The sequence below is a fragment of the Paenibacillus sp. W2I17 genome, from assembly GCF_030815985.1.
In the GTDB taxonomy this organism is placed as follows: Bacteria; Bacillota; Bacilli; order Paenibacillales; family Paenibacillaceae; genus Paenibacillus.
Map to the genome: position 1 here is coordinate 3,564,354 of NZ_JAUSXM010000001.1, position 22,130 is coordinate 3,586,483.

The 22,130-nt window shown below is 47.4% G+C and carries 11 protein-coding genes and 1 pseudogene; 3 read left to right on the forward strand and 9 right to left on the reverse strand.

The genetic code is table 11. The annotated features are described in order from the left end of the window. Positions 1 to 107: 107 nt before the first annotated feature. The 6 genes and pseudogenes from QF041_RS15845 to nirB all read right to left on the reverse strand — a co-directional run bounded on the left by QF041_RS15845 (position 108) and on the right by nirB (position 13,495). A complete protein-coding gene (locus QF041_RS15845) occupies positions 108 to 2,807 on the reverse strand; it encodes a beta-glucosidase H (protein WP_307414877.1) in 2,700 nt (899 codons plus the stop codon). Between the two features lie 663 nt (positions 2,808 to 3,470). After that, positions 3,471 to 4,718: a DUF4132 domain-containing protein gene (locus QF041_RS31335; protein ID WP_483874698.1), complete on the reverse strand. Its 1,248-nt coding sequence runs from the start codon at positions 4,716 to 4,718 to the stop codon at positions 3,471 to 3,473. Then, a pseudogene (locus QF041_RS15850) lies at positions 4,719 to 8,459 on the reverse strand (DUF5724 domain-containing protein); the annotation flags it as partial. Positions 8,460 to 8,465: 6 nt separating this feature from the next. Then, positions 8,466 to 8,885, reverse strand: a complete 420-nt coding sequence (locus QF041_RS15860) for a hypothetical protein (protein ID WP_307414880.1) — start codon at positions 8,883 to 8,885, stop codon at positions 8,466 to 8,468. 341 nt (positions 8,886 to 9,226) lie between these two features. Beyond that, on the reverse strand, positions 9,227 to 11,359 hold the full coding sequence (gene nasC / locus QF041_RS15865; protein ID WP_307414881.1) for an assimilatory nitrate reductase catalytic subunit NasC: 2,133 nt from the start codon (positions 11,357 to 11,359) through the stop codon (positions 9,227 to 9,229). Between the two features lie 21 nt (positions 11,360 to 11,380). Continuing rightward, positions 11,381 to 13,495 carry a nitrite reductase large subunit NirB gene (gene nirB / locus QF041_RS15870; protein ID WP_307414882.1) on the reverse strand — a complete coding sequence of 705 codons (2,115 nt, stop codon included), beginning with the start codon at positions 13,493 to 13,495 and terminating at the stop codon, positions 11,381 to 11,383. Between the two features lie 426 nt (positions 13,496 to 13,921). On the opposite strand from nirB, the gene QF041_RS15875 reads away from it, so the two are divergent. Continuing rightward, positions 13,922 to 15,151, forward strand: a complete 1,230-nt coding sequence (locus QF041_RS15875) for a nitrate/nitrite transporter (RefSeq protein WP_307416987.1) — start codon at positions 13,922 to 13,924, stop codon at positions 15,149 to 15,151. A 122-nt stretch (positions 15,152 to 15,273) separates the two neighbouring features. Here QF041_RS15875 and fabF read toward each other — a convergent pair whose 3' ends face one another. Then, on the reverse strand, positions 15,274 to 16,512 hold the full coding sequence (gene fabF, locus QF041_RS15880) for a beta-ketoacyl-ACP synthase II (protein ID WP_307414883.1): 1,239 nt from the start codon (positions 16,510 to 16,512) through the stop codon (positions 15,274 to 15,276). Positions 16,513 to 16,650: 138 nt separating this feature from the next. Between fabF and QF041_RS15885 the strand changes: the two genes are divergently transcribed. Together QF041_RS15885 and QF041_RS15890 are read left to right on the forward strand one after the other, a co-directional pair. Then, complete coding sequence (locus QF041_RS15885; protein WP_091034663.1) at positions 16,651 to 17,514, forward strand: helix-turn-helix transcriptional regulator; 864 nt, start codon at positions 16,651 to 16,653, stop codon at positions 17,512 to 17,514. Between the two features lie 134 nt (positions 17,515 to 17,648). Further along, positions 17,649 to 18,323, forward strand: coding sequence for a response regulator transcription factor (locus QF041_RS15890; RefSeq protein WP_076253483.1), 675 nt, complete (start codon positions 17,649 to 17,651; stop codon positions 18,321 to 18,323). A 20-nt stretch (positions 18,324 to 18,343) separates the two neighbouring features. On the opposite strand, the gene QF041_RS15895 is transcribed toward QF041_RS15890, so the two are convergent. Together QF041_RS15895 and QF041_RS15900 are read right to left on the reverse strand one after the other, a co-directional pair. After that, positions 18,344 to 21,571, reverse strand: a complete 3,228-nt coding sequence (locus QF041_RS15895; RefSeq protein WP_307414884.1) for a hybrid sensor histidine kinase/response regulator — start codon at positions 21,569 to 21,571, stop codon at positions 18,344 to 18,346. A 193-nt stretch (positions 21,572 to 21,764) separates the two neighbouring features. After that, positions 21,765 to 22,070 (reverse strand): PAS domain-containing protein, encoded by a 306-nt coding sequence (locus tag QF041_RS15900; protein ID WP_036606158.1) that lies wholly within the window; start codon positions 22,068 to 22,070, stop codon positions 21,765 to 21,767. Positions 22,071 to 22,130 lie beyond the last annotated feature (60 nt).

Sequence of the window (22,130 nt, forward strand, 5' to 3'; positions counted from 1 at the left end):
ACTAGGCCACGACTCATTTTCCTAATCTATATGAATTAGAACAAACTGCATTTCGGACAGATGAATTCCATGGGGAGAACTACTTTTCGATCTCCCTTATTGCACTTTTATTTACCAGACTTGCTTCCGATATTCACACTACCTGTCAGACGAATATCATCGGATGCGCTGCCGACATACACTTGAACTTTACCCTTAGGCATTACCCATTCATGTGATGCTTCATCCCAATAGGACAGTGCGCTGCGATCCAGTTGAATATTGACCCGTTGCTGCTTGCCTGCTTTGAGATCGACTTTCGCCCAGCCAGCAAGTTGCTTCTCTGGCGTTTCAACTTTGGTTGGCAGATTGCCGACATAGACCTGTACAACTTCCGCACCTGAAACTTTACCGGTATTACGCAGGTTAAGGGATACTTCTACGGTTTCCTTATCACCTTTACCAGTGTTCTTCACATGCAGATTACGATAATTAAAATCGGTATACGACAACCCGTGTCCAAAGGCGAACGCCGGTGTCATGCCTTCTTTGTTATATCCTTTGTACCCTACAAAGATACCCTCGGAGTAGTTACCCACCCCATTCACACCCGGGAATTGTTCCGCAGTGGATACCGGGGTCTGGGAATCATCTGATGGGAACGTCACCGGCAACTTACCGGATGGATTCACATCACCAAACAGCACACGTGCCACTGCATTACCTTGTTCCTGACCTGCATACCAAGCCTGAACGATGGATGGTACTTCTTTTTGCCAAGAATCCATTTCAACAGCACGACCACTCATTTGTACAACGATCGTTTTTGGATTGGCTGCCGCTACCTCGCGAATCAGCTGCTCCTGGTTATTTGGCAGTTCCAGATCGGAACGGTCGACATAACCTTCACTGTCATACGTACGTGTCACGACAACCGCGACATCTGATTTTTTGGCCAGATCGACTGCTTTTTGCATTTTGGCATCCACAGCATCTTCAGGAGCTTCCCAGCCGAAACGAACTTGGGCTCCCATGTCATTACTGGATTGTACCGGGAAATCTGTACGATATTCAATCCGAATGTTGTGAGACTCGCCTTCTTTAAGTGTAATTTCTTTCTTTGTAGTGCCCAGTGTCGTACCTTGATTGTCTACCAGCAGCTGGTCATCCACGTATAGTTTTGCAGAACCCAGACTGGTCAGAGACAGTTTGTAATCACCTGTTTTCGGTGCCTTAATGGAACCTGTCCAACGAGCAGACATCTTGGCATTGAACTCCGTTGGTGTCGTTGGAAGCTTGGATGACTGTGCATTGAAGCCTTCATAGTTGTAAAATCCAAGATTCATGTTGACCTGATTATCTGTACGAACTAGAGAAGGATTGCCTTCCATATCTTTGTTTGTCCAGTATTCGGCACGCAATCCGTTTTTCGCATTGTCTGAACCACTTTCGTTAGCACCCGCTGGAGACAAGAGCGTGGATGGTACCGCGGACGGTCCGTTAAACGCATCTCCTGCCGAGATCGGATCGGTTCCGGCTGCATATTGCACATCTACACCGTTTCCTGCACGGTTACGAATCCCTTCAAGCGGGCTCACCGTATAGGTCGGATTAACGAGACTGCTACCACCACCGGCTGCGGATGCGGTATCCGCATCGGGTCCGATCACTGCAATGGACTTCAGATTTTTGCTCGACAGTGGCAACATGTTGTCGTTGTTTTGCAAAAGAACCATGCTCTCTTCTGCAATTTCACGTGCCTGTTTGCCGTCTTTCTTGGCATTAATTTGTGTATTCGTTACAGGGTTATCGAACAGCCCTTTCTCGAACATTTGAAGCAAAATACGTCTGACCTTCTCATCAATGGTTTGCTCGCTCACTTCGCCATTATTCACGGCTTCCAGTAGCTTACTTCCCCATTTGCCGTAAGGCTCTCCAGGTGTCTCCAGATCCAGACCCGCATTAGCAGATTTGGCCGTGCTGAAGTTTGCGCCGTAGTCACTCATGACGAACCCTTCGAAGCCAAACTGATTCTTAAGGACATCTGTCAGCATCTCTTTGTTCTCACAAGCATATGTACCGTTCACCTGGTTAAATGAACACATAGCCGAACCAAGATCCGCTTTTTCGACCATGGCTTGGAACGGACGCGCATAGACTTCCTGAATCGCACGTTCACTCGCTGTAGCATTGGTCGTGAAACGTTCCGTCTCCTGGTTGTTCAGGATGTAGTGCTTCGCTGTAGCGATAACCGGATTACTTTGAATCCCGTTCACATACGCTGCACCCATGCCGGAAGCCAGCAACGGATCTTCACCCAGGGATTCGAAGTTACGGGAACCCCATGGGGTACGTGCGATATCCAGACCAGGGCCCAGTACTACATTATGTGTTGTGTCATGGGCTTCCTTCCCGATCAGATCGCCATATTTCTTGGCAAGATTGGTATCCCAGGAAGCGGCAAGCGCGATGGGTGCAGGCAATGCCGTGGACTTTTTGTCCTGCACATCCGGGTTAGCCACACGTACCCCTGCAGGTCCATCTGCCATCTGTAATGCCGGAATGCCGAGGCGCTCCAATCCATCATTATAGAAACCATAATAGTTATTTACTTTACCCGTTACGAATCCAACTTTCTCCTCCAGCGTCATCTCCTTGAGCAGCAGATCGGTGCGTTCTTCCGCAGATAGAGATGTGTTCATCCATGGCCGATCGGCTCCGGATTCCGCCTCCGCGGCGAAGGCGTGTAACGGCATAGCCGCAACCGCCACGATGATTAATAGCATAAACCATCGTTTGAGGAAAATCAGATTGAGTCTTCTGTTCATGTTGTAAGCTCTCCTTCTCTCTTGATCATTTTTCTCGCATACATCCTGAATACATGTATACAAGGGAATGCATACTGGTTTGATCCCAGCCTTTCAAGCATTCAGGTCGTCCTGCACATGGCTTCTGAAACTGCAGCCTGCAAGCAAGTCAGCAGATTTCGCTTCCTAACGATAGCCGACCTATTCATGAATTACATCCACTTAAATTTGGTAAATGACCGATTAGAAAGAGCCTAGTTCTTTGGAATCACCATATTAATAATTCATATAACAAAACAAGAAAACGAATTATTTACATTTTCCGTAACTACTTTCGAACAAATTCTTTACTTTTAAAAACAGTCAGTTCGACCCACTCCCGATCAACCAATTAATGCAATTAATTATCAGATTAAGGAATATGATTAGACGATCTGGGTCCTAAGACTATTTGAAACCGGAACCAATCCGGCCCATTGAAATATCCAAAAATATAAAAGCAACTGAGGTCCCTTTTAACAGGTTCCTCAGTTGCCTTTATGTTTGGATTTCTCCATATTGTTCACTTGTCACCCCTGATTCTTGTTCTACACTCATTATATTGAGATTCCGAGTTACATTGAAAATCGGAGCAACAAATAAAAAACCGCCCCACAAGGCGGTTCACTTCTAGTTTGTTCACTTCTAGTTCTGTAACTGTGCAAGAATCTGCGGGTCCTTAATCTTTTTATCTTCAGCGAGCAACATCACTTTGGACAGAATCTCAGCTGTTCTCGGATCTTCATCGAGGAATGGCAGGAAGATTCGACCCCGATGCTGACTGTGCACCGGTACGATATGAAGTGCACCAGTGGCTTGTTTGAACACATTACCACTTCCCAGATGAACAGCATACTCACCCAATTCACCATCAATTCGTGCGTAATTCCCGTCCAGACGTACATTGTCGATCTTCAGCAGACGTAAAGACTCGTTCACAATGACGTGGCGCATCTCGATTGTTGTCAGGCTGGCTTCCGGATCTACGCCTCCTACATGTGCAACGCTGACCACCAGATCGATATCACGCATGACTTCGGAGAAGAACGTCAGCGGCACATCTTGCAGCGCTACAGGTTTGTAGCTCTTGCGATCGTAGAACTGCACCGTCTCCAAGGTAGGTGCCTCGGTATCTGCTGGTGAGAACCAATCTGCCATGGCATAAAGATTCGCAATCAGATTGTGCTCGTAACTTACCTTCTGCAGACCTTCCTCATAACTGACAGTCCATTGGCGTCCTTTAAGCAGAGCTACTGCTTTTTTCGGTTGAATCTGATACCCGGCGTATCGACGAGACACCGTACCATTAGCTAATTCGTCCTCGTTAGGAAGATATAGCTCACGGAATACCTGCTTGAACGGCTGACGCTCCTGACGGGTGAACAGATCCCGCTGGAATTCACTCCAGCTTCCGCTCTGATACAGATGAAGCGGATGAGCAATCAAAAGTTGATCCTGTTCCGCTAATGCATGGATCGTACCCTCCGGCCCTGGAGCAAGCAAACCACTGGACGATACATCGAATCTTCCCGTCTTGTCACCTGACTGGAATACAAGTGTTCTTACCAGCGGATGTATAACCGGATTTTGCATCAGACTGGCAATTTCCTGACGTGTAAAGGACGTTCCGGCAGTCATCGAACGTTCCAGCTCCTGTCGTGCCCGGCGATACTGATCCACCAGATCCGATTTGAGCTCTTTCAGTTCAGCGATATATCCATCTTTTTTGAACCGGGCAGGTACAGATTTGAGTGTCTTGCCTTTGCTAACGATAACCATCTCGGGTTGGCCTTCCTCATCAATGACCAATTGTGCCGTCGTGTCAGCATCCAATGCATGAGGTTCAAAGAAGGATTTCATCTCATCCAACTTGCGTGCTTCCATGTCCCACATCAGCCGCGTAACATCGGCATAACCTGCATTACGGGCAAGGTTGCCCAGTGCAATCTGTGATGCCACACCTTCGCTGGCACGGCGTTGTGCACCGAATTGTTTGCTCTGCATCAGGAACTTCTGAATGAAGTCGTATCGCTCACGCAAATCCTGTTCGCGATTTACAGCGAATGGAATCAAACTGTAGGTTAACAAATGATCCTTGTTTCGCTTGTCTGACACGGACTCACACATATCGTCCAGTCGAAGCTTGCCCAGTGCAGCATCTGCGAACAATTGGGATCTGCGGTGGTTAGATCCCCCGGAAATGTACTTGGCACAATCGTATAACAGATTGAACCGTTCCTCCCCGACAGCAGCATAGGCTTCTTCAAACCAAGCGATATCAAACGCACCTTCATTAAAGTCCTGTGGTGAGATTGGAGAATAGTGAGCCACGATGGTTTCTTTCTCCGCAGTAAAGCGTTCATTAATATGAGCATGGAAGTACCAAGCTGCACTGCGTAGACCTTCCCATCCCAGATGTTTCGCTACAATCTCCATCCACTGCGGGGCGTACATGGCTGCTTCCAGCAATTTTTTCTCATTCACCGGATACTTCTGGAGCAATTCCCCAAGACGCTTCTCATCTTCTCCATCCCGTGGATGACAATTCTGAATTAGATAGCTAAACGTCTCTTTACGTGTTGTGTTGTCTCCATAGCTATAGATATATCCACGGACAAATGTATCCTGATCCATCGCCGAGACCAGATGTACCCAGTGTTCCATGCCTTCAATTCGTTCCAGTTTCATGGCAAGTGTACTTACTTCTGTAGAGAGTTCTCCCCGGGTCAGCTCGATCTCCAGAATCCGATTAACGACCATATCCCGTAAGTGAATCAGCTTCGGATCACTTGCGATCCCTTCTGTACGAGTGGATGTTAAGCTCCGAATAAACAACAGACGATTCCCACCGACCAGCACCTGTCGATATATCTCTTGATCATCAATCAGGTTCAACTGGTACGCACGCAGGAAATCTTCAAGTGACAGTAAAGACAGCGGTTGACTACTCTCTACAAGACTGGTGAACTGGTAGGCTGTCTGGAAGAAACGTTTGAAGCTGTTGTCGTCATGGATTTTGCCCCGAACTACATAATTCCAAGGTCCAGTCAGAATATGAAGCATGCCTGACTCTTTCTCGAGTCGATCAGCAGGCATACTCGCGATAATGGAGGCCCAGGTTTTCTCAGCTATCTCAAACGTGTCGATCGGATCACTATCCAGAAATGCCGCCGATATCAGTGCCACTACCTGATCCTTATACGTTAACGAATCCAGCATCTGCTGCAGCTTTTCGATGTCATCCAGAGGATAGGTCTGTTCAGCAAACGTCTTGCGCCAGCCTTCCAGTAACGGAATCTTCTGCAATTCGTCATAGCCATACTGATCATGGAAGTAACTGTAATGGTCGCTCAATTTGCCATTGAAATCCCGGAGCTGTATACCCATATACAACTGCATTAGTTCCACACTGCTAAATCCGGCATGTTGAATATAGTTCTCCCATACGTCATGAAGCGGGAACTGTTCCATCTGCTTCATTTCATTCCGCTCTCCATACGGAACCTTGGAGCGAAGATTCGCTCCGACTAACAATGTGTCTTTATAGCCAGCGTAGTATTCCACTTGATACTCATAATCCCTGTGTTCATGCACTAATTCACTAAGTCCCTCCAGAAATGGTCTGGTCTTATCCAGAGAGAGTGTAAATATATCCTTCGGATTATGGCCCTTGAGATCACGCTTCTCATCCAGCAATGGCTCACGTCGCTTCGGATCAAATAAACCAAATCCATTAGAGGCTGTGTAACGACTCCCCTGATCGGTCAGCTTATCCAGCAGTTTCTGTTCCTTGGCAGTGGGTGTCTCAATCAGCTGCGCCAATGGCTGCAATTGCTCCTGCTGATCTATCCGCTCTGGATCTGCCGCAATCTCGGTCAATAATTCGAGCGCACCCAAGCGCTGCAGTTCACTCTTGGCCTGCAAAAGTCGCTTCAGCGAGACCGCCAATTGGTCCACGGGTTGCAGTAACAATACATGAATGACCTTCTGACGAAGTGAGCCTGTTTTGAGCTTCATCAACGCCTCCATCTGTTTCATCTCATCAACCGTCAACGTGAGCAGCTTCGCTTTGGCGAGTGCACTCTCCCGATTACTGATGCTTTTATCAGACAAGCTCTCAAACACAAACTGTCTTTGTAACTCATTATCAGGATGCTGAACAAACTGGGACAGCAGTTCTCCACGCAGTTCCGGGCTTAAACGGTCCTTGATTGCAATGACTTCGCCGATCCATTCCGGGTCCATATCATATGCAGCCAAATATAACATTTTCTTGGCTACATCATCCGTATCAATCCGGTAGTGAACATACTCAAGTACACCCGATGGTCCACCTGACCCGCCTTTTGGAATGGCAGCCAGCATCTGTTTGAACCGATCAAAGTCCTGACGCCGCAAGCCCTTATCTCCCAGAGAAGGCAATGGCCACACGTAGACGCTACGTTGATTCTCTCCATTCTCAAAACTCCAGTTGTACATATACATGGCGTCATAGTTGGTCACAATCCAGTGCATCAACTCGGTATCCTGCGCCTCCAGATAACGACGTGTAATGTCCAAACGAAGCTCTCTGTTCTGGCTGTTAGCCAGTACATATTGGGCAACAATCTTCTGATATAACTGACCTTGATCCATAATCTCGATTATCTTGCTCTTCAATTCATTCTCTTCAATGACCGCTGTCGCCCACAGACTGATAAAGAGTTTGTTGGCGTTAGCTTCCTGCTGCCAGGCCTCGCGTACTTCTGGTTGCACAAGCGCCTGATAGGCCTGTTCAATAAATTGTGCGGCAACACGCTGGTTGGCTGCTTCTATGCCGATCCCCGTCCATACGGCGAGCGCTCTTACCACGGAACTGAAACGAATCAGGTTGTTGTCGATAATGATTTTTAATATGTAAATATAGGCTTCCAGTGTCCCTTCATCCATCCGCTCCACAATGCTTTGGCGCAGTCCTTCCTGCAACCTTGCTGCAACGAGCAGCTCACCCACCATCTGATAGGCATCCGCCTGATCGCTCATGAATATACCTTTGATCATTTCATGGGTTAACAACGCCGTCTGATTGTCACCATAGATAATATCATGCAGCGCCTGCTTCATATCTCCGCCCTAATGATCCAGTTCATAAGCGATACAATCCGCCAGAACCCAACGGATCTCATGCAAATAATCCAGTTTGTACTCACGAAGTGACACATATTCTTCCAGGGAGAAATTTTTCATTTCCATACGGAACAATCCCATCAGTTTGCGAATGACCTGTTCTACATGCTGCTCCGGATCGGATGTGCGAAAAGGCCGACGTTCATAGTTGTTACTGTATGGGAAACGAGTCGCACGCTCTGCAATATAACGGAATCGTGCAACCAATGACTCGCTCGCCAGATGCTGGAGCACATCCAATAGTGGCTGGAATAATGGGTTCTGCGTTTCTGCAGCCAGCCTTCCAAGCAACTTATCAGTATTCAAAAACATCTTTTCGTCTCCACGCAAATAGGTAGACCCGGCGATCTCCACAACATAGCCTGCCAACTCGAGCTGTACCCCTGTTAACGACTTGGCTCTTTCCTGCAATCCATCCATATACACCTGTACTTGCTCTTCCTGATTCATCCTGTTCTCCTCCTTCATCGCTCTCTACCACAGACGTCCGGCAAGCATTGTAAAACGAATAAACACCACGTTATCTCCATCTTTTACAACAAGTGACTCATCCAGTTCCTGCAATTCTTCATCGTTGATAAACACTTTGTACAACCCATCCTCATAGGCGGTTATAGCTGTCTCCATCGCAACATTCAGATCAGGAACACCCTCATTGTATACTGCGCCAAACCCGACTTTCCCCGCCGCTCCTTGCGCCTCAATATCATCCGGCATCAGGTAGGCGAGCAATTCTGACTGTTTCTTCTTGTCCTGAAGTGCTTTTACTTGCAGAGCCACCATGTTCTCAATGAGCTGCCTTAACGTATGAGTTGTTTCCGGAAGTTCGGCAGCTTGCTTGGCAAGTACCGGCTTGCGCTTGCCCAGACTTTTTACCGTTATCCATACATTCACTGCATTACCTCCCTTGTCCTGCTCTATTTGAAGAAGCTTCCATAAGCCCCGATATCTATACCACGATGCGGAATATCCTAAACTCGAAATGACTATCTGTCTCTAAAATAAAATAAAAATACGTACATATGTACCCCTAATAAACATCATAACTAGAATTCAATCCATATTCATGAGCCAATCCTCATGTTTACGTGGAACCACGGAACTATGGCCTACTTGCGTACATATACGCAAAAAAAGCCGCACAGTCTCATATAAATATGGACTGCGCAGCCGCTTGCTACCATTAGAGTAACTTATGACGCCTGAGAACCTTAATATATTGAGACCTGTATGAATCATCTAACCAAGCGCAAAGGTCGAATGGTTACAGCTGCTGTCTTGAACCCAGGCATCCGGCAGAACGGATCTAGCTCTGGTCTGGTGGCCCGATTCACATTCTGAATGCCGCCCCAATGCATCGGCACGAACAAGGTATCCTCCCGAATCGAATCTTTGATGCGCGAACGAACCGTGAAGCTTCCGTACGTCGATTGAATCTCTACCCACTCTCCATCGTGAATACGATAACGGGCAGCGGTAGCCGGGTGAAGTTCAACAAAGTTCTCCAATTCACGAGCTGCCAGTGCCGGACTGTGATGTGTCTGCACCCCTGTCAGATAATGTGGGAGCACACGCCCATTGGTCAGAATCAAGGGGAACTCCGAAGATATATCATTCCAGCCCGGACTGGATTCAAATGTGAATGCAGCTTTGCCGTCCGGGTGAGCAAATCGTTCACCGAACAGCAGTCCTTCTCCCTGATCCTCCAGGGTAGAACACGGCCAGTATACCCCTTTCTCGTTACGCAAACGCTCATAGGTAATGCCATAGTAATCAGCCACTCCGCCGCGGCTCGCCACCCGAAGCTCATTAAAGATATCCTCAGCAGTGTCATATTCAAAATAAGAAGCTTTACCCAATTGTGCGGCAATCCGGCATAATATATCCCAATCATCGAGCGTTTCTCCCGGCGCAGGCCGCCCCTGTTCACGGAGCAGAACACGCCCCTCCAGATTGGTCAATGTACCTTCATTCTCCATATAAGATGTAACCGGCAGAACCAGATCAGCCATTCGTGCTGTCTCCGACAGGAACATGTCTGCCACGATCAGAAAGTCCAGCTTGCGCAGACCTTCTTCCACCAAACGCACATTGGGGTTGGATACGACCGGGTTGGAGCCCATTACAAGCAACGCCCGAATCTCCTGATCATGGACCTTCTCCATCATCTCGTAGGCCGAGACCCCTTTACCTGGCAAACTTGCAGGGTCAACGCCCCAGATGGATGCCACATAGGCACGATCGGCTTCATTTTCAATGGATCGATAGCCCGGCAGCTGGTCAGCCTTCTGCCCATGCTCCCGTCCGCCCTGCCCATTGCCTTGACCTGTGATGGCACCATATCCGCAGCCTTCTCTACCAATTTTGCCAGTTGCCAGCACCAGGTTCAAAAAGTGTCTCACTGCCATATGTCCATCCGTCTGCTGCTCCACACCACGTGCTGTCATGATCATGCCTGTCTCTGCCTCACCGTATGCCATCGCCGCCTGACGAATCAGCGCCAGATCAACCCCGCACGCTTGTGCCGCCTGTTCGAGTTGCAGATCAGCCAACCCTTGTATCAATTGCTCGTAACCATGCGTTCGTTCGCCTATAAAATGAGGATCCACCAATCCGGCATCCATAATCACCTTCAACATGGTATCCGCCAGCAGAGCATCCATGCCAGGCTTCACCTGCAAATGAAGGTCGGCAATGGCAGCGGTTGCCGTCTTACGTGGATCAATAACGATAATGAACGCCCCGTTCTCCTTGGCTTGATTGAAGTATGGCAGAAGAGTAGGTTGGCATTCTGCTATATTGGTACCTGCGAGTACTATACAACCTGCCTTGGGAATATCGGACAGACGGAACGTCAATCCACGATCCATTCCGAATACTTTACTTCCAGCTGAAGCCGCAGCTGACATGCAGAACCGTCCATTATAGTCGATATACTTTGTCCCCAATGCAACCCGGGCAAATTTTCCCAGCAGGTAGGCTGTCTCATTGGTCAAAGATCCGCCTCCGTAGACTCCGACCGTATCTGCTCCGTATAAATCCCTCAAGTTCTGAAACCGCTCTGCGATGGTCTGAATGGCCTCCTCCCAGGAACAGGGTTCAAGCTCACCATTGCGACGAATGAGTGGATGCATTAATCGTTGACCACTGAGCGCATGTTGATGAGCATTCATGCCCTTCACACACAATCTGCCCTGAGAGGCTTCATTCGGAACACCCTGAACCGTATACTCACCACGACGCTGGCCTGGAACAGGTGCAGCCAGTTCTTCAACAGTCATCTTGCACTGCACACTGCAATACGGACACTGGGTTTCCTTTACATAGAGCTTGGAGGCTGTTGGTTCTGAACTCACGGATAATCCCATCTTTCCATCCCCGCCTTTCATCTATATATCAGCTTGAAGTGTAGCTGCCAGTTCCTTCTGTAACTGGTCATCCAGAAGCGTTTCCCGAATCGACATGAATCCCAATCGTTCCGTCCATGCCCATAACGGCTCATCATACCAAGCGGTTTGGCGATACCATTGAAGGCAGGCTGATGCGAGTGTGGCCGCTTGCACCTCTGTTTCAGCCACCCCGAGCAAGCCACCTTGTTTGACCGGATGCTCTGCATGACCTCCTGCATAGATCTCCCACCCAGCTGGTGAAGCCAGCAAGCCAATATCCTGCACCAGTGCGCTCACCAACGAACCAGGCCCTGGTGCAACTCCCATATTCACCGGCGACGGCATCGCAGCGCCGATCCAACTCGCACGAAGCTGTGCAGCCAGCCCCCTGGCATCTCTTGCATAGGATGAAAGCGGGATCTGATCATCCCAGCGTACCTGAATCTCTGAGTGACCTTCCATCTCTCGAACAACCATCGTTCCACCGGATACCTGTAAGTAATAATGAATTACGGGGCGACATACCGAGCAACCAAGCTCCGAACCCCAACCCAGCTTCTGCAAGATCAAAGATATGTCTGGTAGCCCTGTCTCCAGAACATCGATGTCAGCCATTATTTCCTTCAATTCTGCATGCCCAAGTTCCGTACAACTGCACACAGGCATTGGAGCAGGTTTATCTGGTGTGGCTACCACGCCAGTACCCCCGCTTTTTTTCAGGTTATGCGTATGTTTCAATAGAGCAGCCACCATCGGGCGACAGCCACCGCATGAACCCGACGCCTTGGTCTGCTCCTTCACCTGATCTGCCGTTTCGAGACCCTGTTCCTGAATAGCGTTCATAATGGCAGCCTTGGTCACATTGTTGCAGGCACATACGGTTTCCTGAGCGGGTAATGCCGCAGCAGCCATCTCAGCCGGGTCCGGGGCCCCTTCACGCGGAGCCAACTCCGCCACATCTGCACCTCGTTGCACAAGTCCAAGCAATGCCGTTCCTTCGGTTGTATCTCCAAATAAAATAGCTCCACGCACTTTGCCAGCCTGCATCAGTACTTTTTTATAAGTGCCTTGAATGCCATCCAGATGTTGAATTGCAGTCTGCATGCCTTCCCCACTGATCTCACCCGCCGAGAAAACATCAACTCCCGATACCTTCAGTTGTGAATAAGGAATTGAACCCTTATATTCAGAAGTTTCCTGTCCACAGAGTGTACGTGCGAGTACTTTTCCTTGCTCGTATAAGGGGGCCACCAGACCATAACGGATTCCCCGATGTTCGGCGCATTCCCCAACTGCGTAGATATCCGGTACACTGGTGCGCATGTAGTCATCTACCATAATTGCCCGATTGGTGGCGATTCCGCTTCGTCTGGCCAGATCCACATTTGGCCGAATCCCTACAGCGACAATGACAACCTGAGCTTCAAGCTTGGAACCATCTGTGAACTGAAGGCCCTGAGCCTGTGATCGCCCGGTAATTTTCTGCGTATTTTTGGCCAAAAGAAAGGACATACCCTGCCCTTCAAGTTCCTGTTGAAGCATCGCGGCAGCCTTCTGATCCAACTGCCGGTTCATAATGTAATGTGCGTTATGGACCACCACAGCTTCCATGCCCAGATGCAGCAACCCGCGCGCAGCCTCCAGTCCAAGCAATCCACCACCAATGACTGCGGCCTTGCGATATGTTTTGGAATAATCAGACATGCGCGTACAATCATCAATCGTTCGGAAGGACATGACCCGCTCTTTATCAATTCCCGGAATCGGTGGGATAAAAGGTGAAGACCCTGTCGCCAGAATCAGGACATCATAGGTTTCTTTTAGTCCGGATTCCGTCTCTATATATTTTCCACGGGTATCAATGCGGTGTACCGTTTCACCTGTACATAGCCGTATATGATGCTCGGCGTACCAAGTCCAATCATTGATAATGATATCCTGTAACGAATGCTCACCCTGCAACACTTTTGATAACATGATCCGATTGTAGTTGGGACGGGGTTCATTGCCGTAGATTACAATCTCATACGTATCAGGCTCCAGTGCGATAATCTCTTCGACACACTTCACTCCAGCCATGCCATTCCCGATAATCACCAGTTTGCTTCTATTCATGGGCTGCCCCCCTATCTCTCTCACCTGAAAATAAACAGAAAAATCCCTTCTCCATGATTCGGAAAAGGGCACCGTTGCCTCCGGAATCCACACGCCTTTGTGTGGATTCATATTAGATTCAGATTAAGGGAATCTCAATATAATGTCAACTAAATTAACATTAAAAATGAGAATAACGATTGAAAAACGAATTATTTAAAATTCCATGTAATTTTTGTTGACATATACATTTTCTCTTGATTATAATTTGAATCAAAATCACAGTGCTGTGATCAACTCAGATGCGGGAACACAATGACGTGTACCGCCTGTCGGCAACGGGGCCGCAAATCGTTCAGATCTGGACGAATTGCGGCCTTTTTCTGCCTTAACAAGCACATAGACAAATCACGAAGATCTCAATTGGATGAGGAGCGATGATGGATGATGGAGAGCAAAAGTTTTTGGAAAAGCGGGCATAAGCCCACCCTCTTCGGGGCGTTTATGTATTTTGACATCAGTTTTATGATATGGGGGATGCTTGGTCCACTCGCAGTTGTCATAGCGTTGGATTATCCGATGACTCCGCTAGAAAAAGCCAATCTGGTCGCATTGCCTATTCTCGGCGGCTCCATCCTGCGCCTTGTGCTTGGCTTCATGTCTGATTATATTGGTCCGAAACTGACCGCACAGATCGGGATGCTCGTCACCTTAGTTCCTTTATTACTCGGCTGGTTATGGGTTGACTCCTTAAGCCAACTGTACGTGGTGGCACTCTTGCTTGGTGTCGCAGGCGCCTCCTTTGCTGCTGCGCTACCTCTGGCAGGCCAATGGTATGGCAAGGAGCATCAGGGTCTGGCCATGGGTATTGCCGGGGCGGGTAACAGCGGAACCGTACTCGCGACGTTGTTTGCCAATCGCTTGGCTACGCATTTTGGCAGCTGGGAAGTTGTGTTCGGACTTGCTATTATACCGATTGTTATTGTATTCATTCTCTTTTCTATCTTTGCCAAAAATAGCCCTAACCGGCCTGAACCCAAGAAATTGTCCCAATATGGAAGTCTGCTTAAACAAAAAGATGCTTGGGTATTCTGTGCCTTCTATTGTGTAACCTTTGGTGGTTTCGTTGGATTATGTAACTATCTCACCATCTTCTTCAACACCCAGTATGGGCTCTCTCCTGTTCGTGCCGCAGACATTACCACCTTCTGTGTAATCGCAGGCAGCTTCTTCCGGCCTGTTGGGGGTTACCTAGCGGACAAAATTGGTGGAACCCGCATGCTAACATTCCTGTACACAGGAGCCTGTATTATGCTAATTGGCGTATCCTTCATGCCACCTCTGCCTGTTGTGGTAGTCATGTTGTTCCTCGGTATGATGTGTCTGGGAGCCGGAAATGGTTCAGTGTTCCAACTGGTTCCCCAACGCTTCGGTAACGAGATTGGTCTGATGACAGGTATTGTAGGTGCCGCTGGCGGATTGGGCGGATATGCATTGCCGCTGATTCTCGGTCAACTGTATAGCAGCTATCAATCCTATACACCAGGTTTTGTCATTCTTAGCCTGATTGCAGCAGCTTCCCTGTTCCTTGTTCTCTTCATGCAATCCCGCTGGCGTGTGAGCTGGTTGAATCGGGGTAACAAAGGCATGGCGGAATCGACATCCCTCTCTTCCTGAGGCGTACAACCACTCGGCCGTTAACCAAGGTACAGTGTTTACGAGTGATCCATAAGTAACCAAAGAAACAGCGTTGCCCCATCAGGCAGCGCTGTTTCTTTGGTTACGGCTTGTCTTTTTACTTAAGATGAATATTTTTGAAGAACAATAACCGCATTATGACCGCCAAAACCAAAGGAATTAGACATCCCAATCCGCAAATCCGCTTTTCTTGCCTCGTTTGGTACATAATCCAGATCACATTCAGGGTCCCTCTGTTCCTGATTGATGGTTGGAGGAATGATGCCATGCCGCAGACTTTGAATAAGTGAGATCGCCTCCGCACCACCTGCTGCACCAAGCATATGTCCCGTCATGGACTTATTTGCTGTGACCGGAATATCATAGGCACCTGTCCCGAAAAGTTGCTTAATCGCTCTTGTCTCAGACAGATCACCTGCCTCCGTACTGGTGGCATGAGCGTTAATCACATCAATGTCCTCAGGTCCAATCTGAGCCTCTTTCAATGAAGCTTTCATCGCCAGATATGCCCCCCGCCCTTCCGGGTGGGTAGCTACCATATGATACGCATCCGAACTGGCACCATATCCAATCACTTCGGCAAGAATATTCGCCCCTCTTGCTAGAGCATGAGACAGTGATTCCACGACCAGAATTCCAGCACCCTCCGCCATGACAAAACCGTCTCTCCCTGCATCAAATGGACGGCTGGCTGCTTGGAACGCTTCATTTCGTGTAGACAACGCTGTCGCATTACCGAAGCTTGCCAGTGACACTTCCGTTACAGCCGCTTCTGTCCCGCCAGCAATAATGACATCGGCTCCTCCATGACGAATTAACCGGAAAGCCTCTCCAATGGCTGTATTGCCAATGGAACAAGCCGTTACTGGCGACAATGTCGGTCCCCAGCAACCAAACCTCATACTGACCATAGCTGCCGCCATATTGGATATCATCATAGGTACCAGTGTTGGGCTAACTCGCGCAGGTCCCCGCTCTGACAGGACCTTTCCTTGTTCCATCAATGTCTGGATGCCGCCTATGCCTGAACCAATATATACACCTACCCGTTCACGGTCCAGTTCATCCATCACAAGACCCGATTGTGATACAGCCTGATCCGCAGCAGCAACAGCAAATTGAACGAATCGATCCATGCGCCTTGCTTCCTTGCGTCCAAAACGCTCTTCACCATCAAAATCACGGACTACACCAGCGATTCTGGTTTTGTACGAAGCTGTATCAAAATGTTCTATAGGTGATACACCTGATCTACCCTCAATTAATCCATTCCAGAATGTATGTACATCATTCCCCAAAGGAGAGATGACTCCCATACCTGTAATCACGACTCGTTCCATGTCCATCCTCCTTCAGCGCTGTTGTCTACCTTACTCTTACGCTCTGCCACTAATAGTGCACTTTTGAATATCCTATTACAAGTTGTCAATTATAATAGTATAATGACTACCATGATAACGAGGATTGAAGGTGATGGATTGAACTACGATGTCAGGTTACAGGCATTGTCCACTTTTCTGAAAACACAGCGTTCCAAAATTTCTCCCGAATCGGTCGGTTTACCCACTGGAAGTCGGAGAAGAACGCCTGGGCTGAGGAGAGAAGAGGTTTCCCAACTGGCAGGAGTGAGTACAACATGGTATACGTGGCTTGAACAAGGTCGGGATATTCAGGTGTCCCATTCGGTGTTGGATAACATTGCTTCAGCACTGAGGCTTACTGCAGATGAACGAAAGTATCTGTTTTCGCTCGCCATGGAGCATCATACAGAGCTGCCCACACTGGAAGAAGAACCGGTTCAACTTCACCCTTCCTTGCAGAAAATTTTGCAAGAACTTCATCACTGTCCTACCGTGATCTCGGATCGGCGTTGTTACATTGTCGGCTGGAATGATGCAGCCCGGCATGTTTTTATGGATTTTGAACAGATTGCCCCTGAACAGCGGAATATGATCAGTCTGTTATTTGATCGAAAGGAGTTTCGCAGGCTCGCGGTGAATTGGGAGGATTTTGTGAGCGGATTTCTGGCGATTTTTCGTGCTTACTATGGTCAGTATGTTGATGATGAATGGTATAATTTATTTCTGGATGACATGATGAACAGACATCCCGATTTTCATACCCTTTGGAAACAAAGCAGTGTCAGCAGTGCCCCGGACGTATTAATCGAGTTCAGGCATTCCAAAGCAGGCAAAATGTTGTTTGATCTGACTTCGTTGCAGGTTCAAGGCAGCTCCGATCTGCGTTGCAGTGTCTACACCCCTGCGCCAGAGAGCGCTACCGAGCGCAAACTGATGCGCCTGATCGAGCGTGAAGCTGATCCACATCTTGGCAAGCATTAAATCGGAGTCTCTCACCTTCTTGGAGTCATGTTAGAGCCTTGACATCCTCATGTTGCATGTTATAAATATCAGGTATATTAAGTAATTCATGGATCTTAGTCCTTCTACAAGAAGGGGGTTCAGAAAGGAATATCATGACGAAAGTGCTTATCATAGAGGACGACAACATGTTAGGCGATACATTATCCTTGTATTTGCAAGGTGAAGGGTATGATGTTATCCGTGTCGATAACGCAAGAGATGGTCTTCTACAGCTTCAAGCGCGGCCTGATATCCTGCTTCTTGACTTGATGCTCCCTGATTCGGGTAATAAGAATCCTAGTTCTCTCATGCGCCAACATACGGCAATCCCCATCATTGTCATCTCTTCCTTAACCGAGGTTTCTGAGCGGATTCGATCATTAACAGATGGGGCTGATGACTATGTATGTAAGCCTTTCAGCATGCAGGAGCTGAAGGCACGTATTGAGGCCGTATTGCGTCGTTACTCTATATTGAACAGCTCTGTTGTCACTGAACAGGAATCCGGAATATCTCTCGATCTGGCCCGAAGAACTGTTTTGTTGAATAACCAGCGCGTGGAGATGACATTCTCCGAATTTGAGATCATGAAGCTGTTTATCCTCAATCCTGGCAAAGTCTACAGTCGGTATGCCCTAATTGAAGCCATTCGTGGTATTGATGCCTACATTAATGATCGCACCATCGATGTGCACATTACCAAACTTCGCAAAAAAATTGAGGACAATCCAAAAAACCCCCAATACATTCAAACCATCTGGGGGGTCGGATATAAGTTCACACCTTAAAACCACACAGCTTCATTCGGTCACCATGGCAGGGACTCGGTAATTTTATCAATTTCCTGTTGTACCTTCTCCAATATTGAACGCAGTTCCTCTTCTTTGAACAACGGACGGAACAAGAGCGATTCCAATTGGAGTACCGCACACATCAGGTCCACTGCATGCAGATTCGCAGCTACGCCTCGAAGAGAATGAACACTACGAATGACATCAGCAATCTGCTGTTGCTGAAGTTGGATCGCCAGTTTTTTCTGAAACGAGCCATACTCCATTCTGAATTTCGTGAGCGCATATTGCAGAATATGTGGCTTGCCGTCCATCTGTCTGATCGCCTTATCTGCATCAATTCCATTGATCTCCCTTATGCCTTTTAGATCAATCCATATTTCCAAAATGTCTGCGAGCTGTTGTTCATGTATGGGCTTAGTCAGTATGGCATTCATGCCTGTTTCAAGATATAATTCATGGTCGCTTTTTAAAATATTCGCTGTAAGCGCGATAATGGGTGTACGATCATATTTCCTCATCTTGCGAATGTGTCGCGCTGCATCAATTCCGTTCATATCTGGCATATAGAGATCCATCAGAATCAGTTCCCATGTTTGTTCATCCAATTTCTTCAAAACCTCTGTGCCACTATCTGCCAGCGTCACCTTGAATCCGGTATTTTCCAGCATGGCCCGAATGACCAGTTGATTGATTTCATGATCTTCAGCGATCAGAATGTGCCCTTTGGATTTAAGCAAATAGGATTCATCGTATTCTATCAACCGCTTTTTCTCCAATGGCCCTTCACCCTGAAGTGCAAGTAAGACTTCGAACAATCCCAGACGTGTAATCGGTTTGATCATCATGAGATCCGGGCGAAAGGATCTCTCCTCACTCCACAGGGCATTTTCACTAAAAGCATGGGTATAACCCACCATTTTAAATTTGGTTCGATTCATTCGCTTCATGAAACTGTCCCATAACGAACCGTTGACTGTGTCTTCTATATCCATATCCAACATGATCAACATCGAACTTGTCCCTTCGGCTTCAGGAGTATACCAATCACTCTCCATCATATGGTTCAAGGAAGTATACAGCGTCGGATTCATCCCGAATGAATAGAGCAGCTGCTTCAGATTTGCGCCCATCCGTTCATCATCTTCAATGATAACCACATCATTCGCACCATATAGGAGAGGGTGTGTCTGCAGGGAGAAACTCTCTTCTTCTTCCGAATCTGCAAGTTCAAATATCAAGTCGAATGAAAACAGACTGTACTCTCCCAGCACACTATCCACCCGCAAGCTTCCTCCCAAAGAGGTGACCAGAAGGTAACAGATGACCAGCCCAAGACCAGAGCCACCATATGTTCGATACGTCGAGGGTTCCGCTTGAGTAAACGGGACAAAGAGCCGTTCCAATTGTTCGGGTGACATTCCGATTCCCGTGTCCTCTACCTCAAAACGGACATGAACTCGCTCCGCCTCCAATGAAAGAACCTCTGCCTGCAGCGTTACATATCCATGCTCCGTAAATTTAATCGCATTACTGAGCAGATTCAATAACACCTGTTCAAGTCGGAACGGATCACCAATCACCGTTAATGGCAGATCGGGATCGGTTGTAAAGATCACTTCGATAACTTTGTGCCCGATAGCCACACCAATCTGATCTGCCACACGTTTGATCACTTCCTCTGGTGAAAAAGAGACCTTCTCCAACATCAGCTTGCCTGCCTCTATTTTTGAAAAATCAAGAATATCATTTACGAGGGCAAGCAAGGTTTGGGAGGAAGCATTGATTTTACTCAAATAATCCTTTTGTTGTGGAGATAGATCTGTTCGTTGAAGCAACAACGAAAAGTTGATAATACCGCTCAGTGGGGTACGAATCTCGTGGCTCATGAATGCGAGAAACTCACTCTTCGCCTGGCTTGCTTTGTCAGCCTTAACACGTCTATAGTGATCCGAAATGTCATGAATGACTGCCTTAATTTTCTCACTCGAGTTTAATACTTTAACAGGGTATAGGTGAACCCGAACATGCTGCTCATGACCTTCTCCAATAATGAAACTCAGTTCCGTATCTTGTGCTATATTGTGATGTAAGGCTTTTTGGAAAACGAACAACCAGTTCTCCAGCTGCTCAATGAACAACAATTCTTCAAGCTGACGCCCAATCACTTCCTGCCTGCCGAGACCGAGAACATCCAGAAATTTCTGATTCACTGACACAATACATCTGTTGTTATCCAAACCGACAAACCAATCTGCCGACACTCGCTCAAGTGTTCGATATCGCTCATCACTTTCTTGAATCCTTCGTTTAACCGCTCTGTGCTCCGTAATATCAAGTCCATATCCCACGACATATTTCACCACACCCTCTTCTCGCAGAGGGCGAACGTTCACCAGCGAATAGTAACCTCCATGCTCAATCTCGTAAAAAAAAGATTCCCCTTCCCATGCCCGGTTAAACTGCTTTCGCAGAAATTCTACCTTTTCCTGAGGTAAAATATCCAATGTGCCCAGTTTGTAATCTTGCTTCAGACTACTCATATCCAAGCCCAGTCGGGAGAGCATCTCTCCCTCAAGCACAAGATACTCGAATTTTCCGTTCTGTTTTCGGATTTTAAAAGTAAAACCCGGCTGCATACGAAGCATCTCCAGCATTTCCTGATCCCTCTGAATGACCAATCTCCTATATCGATGATTTTGGTTCAGATAATACAGGAATAATATAACGAACAGCAGGCAGATACATTGAAAAAAGAGAATCTGCCCCATCATTAGCAGAGAAGGGGAATTTGTCTTTAGTGCAGAAAACTCATACACAGTAATCAACAGCAACGCTCCGGACAACCACTTCTGTATAAATCCCCTGATATACTTAAAGATCAGACATATGGCTACGACAAATAACAACTCTGTCAACGCATACTGCCAGTTCTCCAACAAGGGATTACGCCCCATATTAATCCGAAACATCCACATGAATGCAAAAGTAACGAAAGCAGAGCCACTCCCACCAAAATAAGCAGCAAGCAGATACACAATGGCCCGGAAATTCAACAATGTACCATCCTCAAGCACAATAGAGAAATAATAGAGCGCCGTGCCCAACATGCTCAGCGTAATACCAATAATGATTCGAGTCGTGATGGATGTTGAACGGGTAGCATTTGTATGGTTCAAATAGTGATGAATTAGGAAAACAAAGATCAAAATTAGCGTGAAATTTAATACAAGATCGCGTAGCAAATGGTCACCGTCCACATTACGACTTCAGGATTTCATGCATTCAATGAATGTTGTCAGATTCATGGTCGCAGTTCCTCAGTACACAAATCATAGTATGCCGTGCTCCCTTATTCAATTGACGATATTGACCATTTTTTTGAAAATAATTACTGCTTTCAGCTAACATCCCCTTATCACCAAACAACGTTTTTTTTCATGAAAATTCATCATTAAATATGCTGATATAAAAAAGAGAATCATCCAAATGAACCGATGTAATCGTAACCTGGGCTTCCCACACTTCCTGATCAACCTTCATCAGTTTGGCAACGCCGGACCAGGTCTGATTTCCTCTCCAGTGGGTATCCATTAGCAATCGGGCAGGCTGACCTATGGTGCTCTCCCGTGAGAATCCTGTTTTGGTTACATAAACGGAATTCACATCCAGAATCACACCCTCCTCATCTGTAATCATGACCGCATCCGTTAGCAGTAAGAAGGCTTTGAGTTCCAGTTGCATGGTTGTCCACTCCCTCTAATGAAACATGATGTGATGCTGTCCCTGTGATACTCTCTTCTA

Bases quoted from the DNA above. Each gene is read 5' to 3' on its own strand.
- QF041_RS15845 (WP_307414877.1), bottom strand. From the start codon at position 2,807: ATGAACAGAAGACTCAATCTGATTTTCCTCAAACGATGGTTTATGCTA.
- QF041_RS31335 (WP_483874698.1), bottom strand. From the start codon at position 4,718: ATGTGGGACATGGAAGCACGCAAGTTGGATGAGATGAAATCCTTCTTT.
- nasC (WP_307414881.1), bottom strand. From the start codon at position 11,359: ATGGGATTATCCGTGAGTTCAGAACCAACAGCCTCCAAGCTCTATGTA.
- nirB (WP_307414882.1), bottom strand. From the start codon at position 13,495: ATGAATAGAAGCAAACTGGTGATTATCGGGAATGGCATGGCTGGAGTG.
- QF041_RS15875 (WP_307416987.1), top strand. From the start codon at position 13,922: ATGGAGAGCAAAAGTTTTTGGAAAAGCGGGCATAAGCCCACCCTCTTC.
- fabF (WP_307414883.1), bottom strand. From the start codon at position 16,512: ATGGAACGAGTCGTGATTACAGGTATGGGAGTCATCTCTCCTTTGGGG.
- QF041_RS15890 (WP_076253483.1), top strand. From the start codon at position 17,649: ATGACGAAAGTGCTTATCATAGAGGACGACAACATGTTAGGCGATACA.
- QF041_RS15900 (WP_036606158.1), bottom strand. From the start codon at position 22,070: ATGCAACTGGAACTCAAAGCCTTCTTACTGCTAACGGATGCGGTCATG.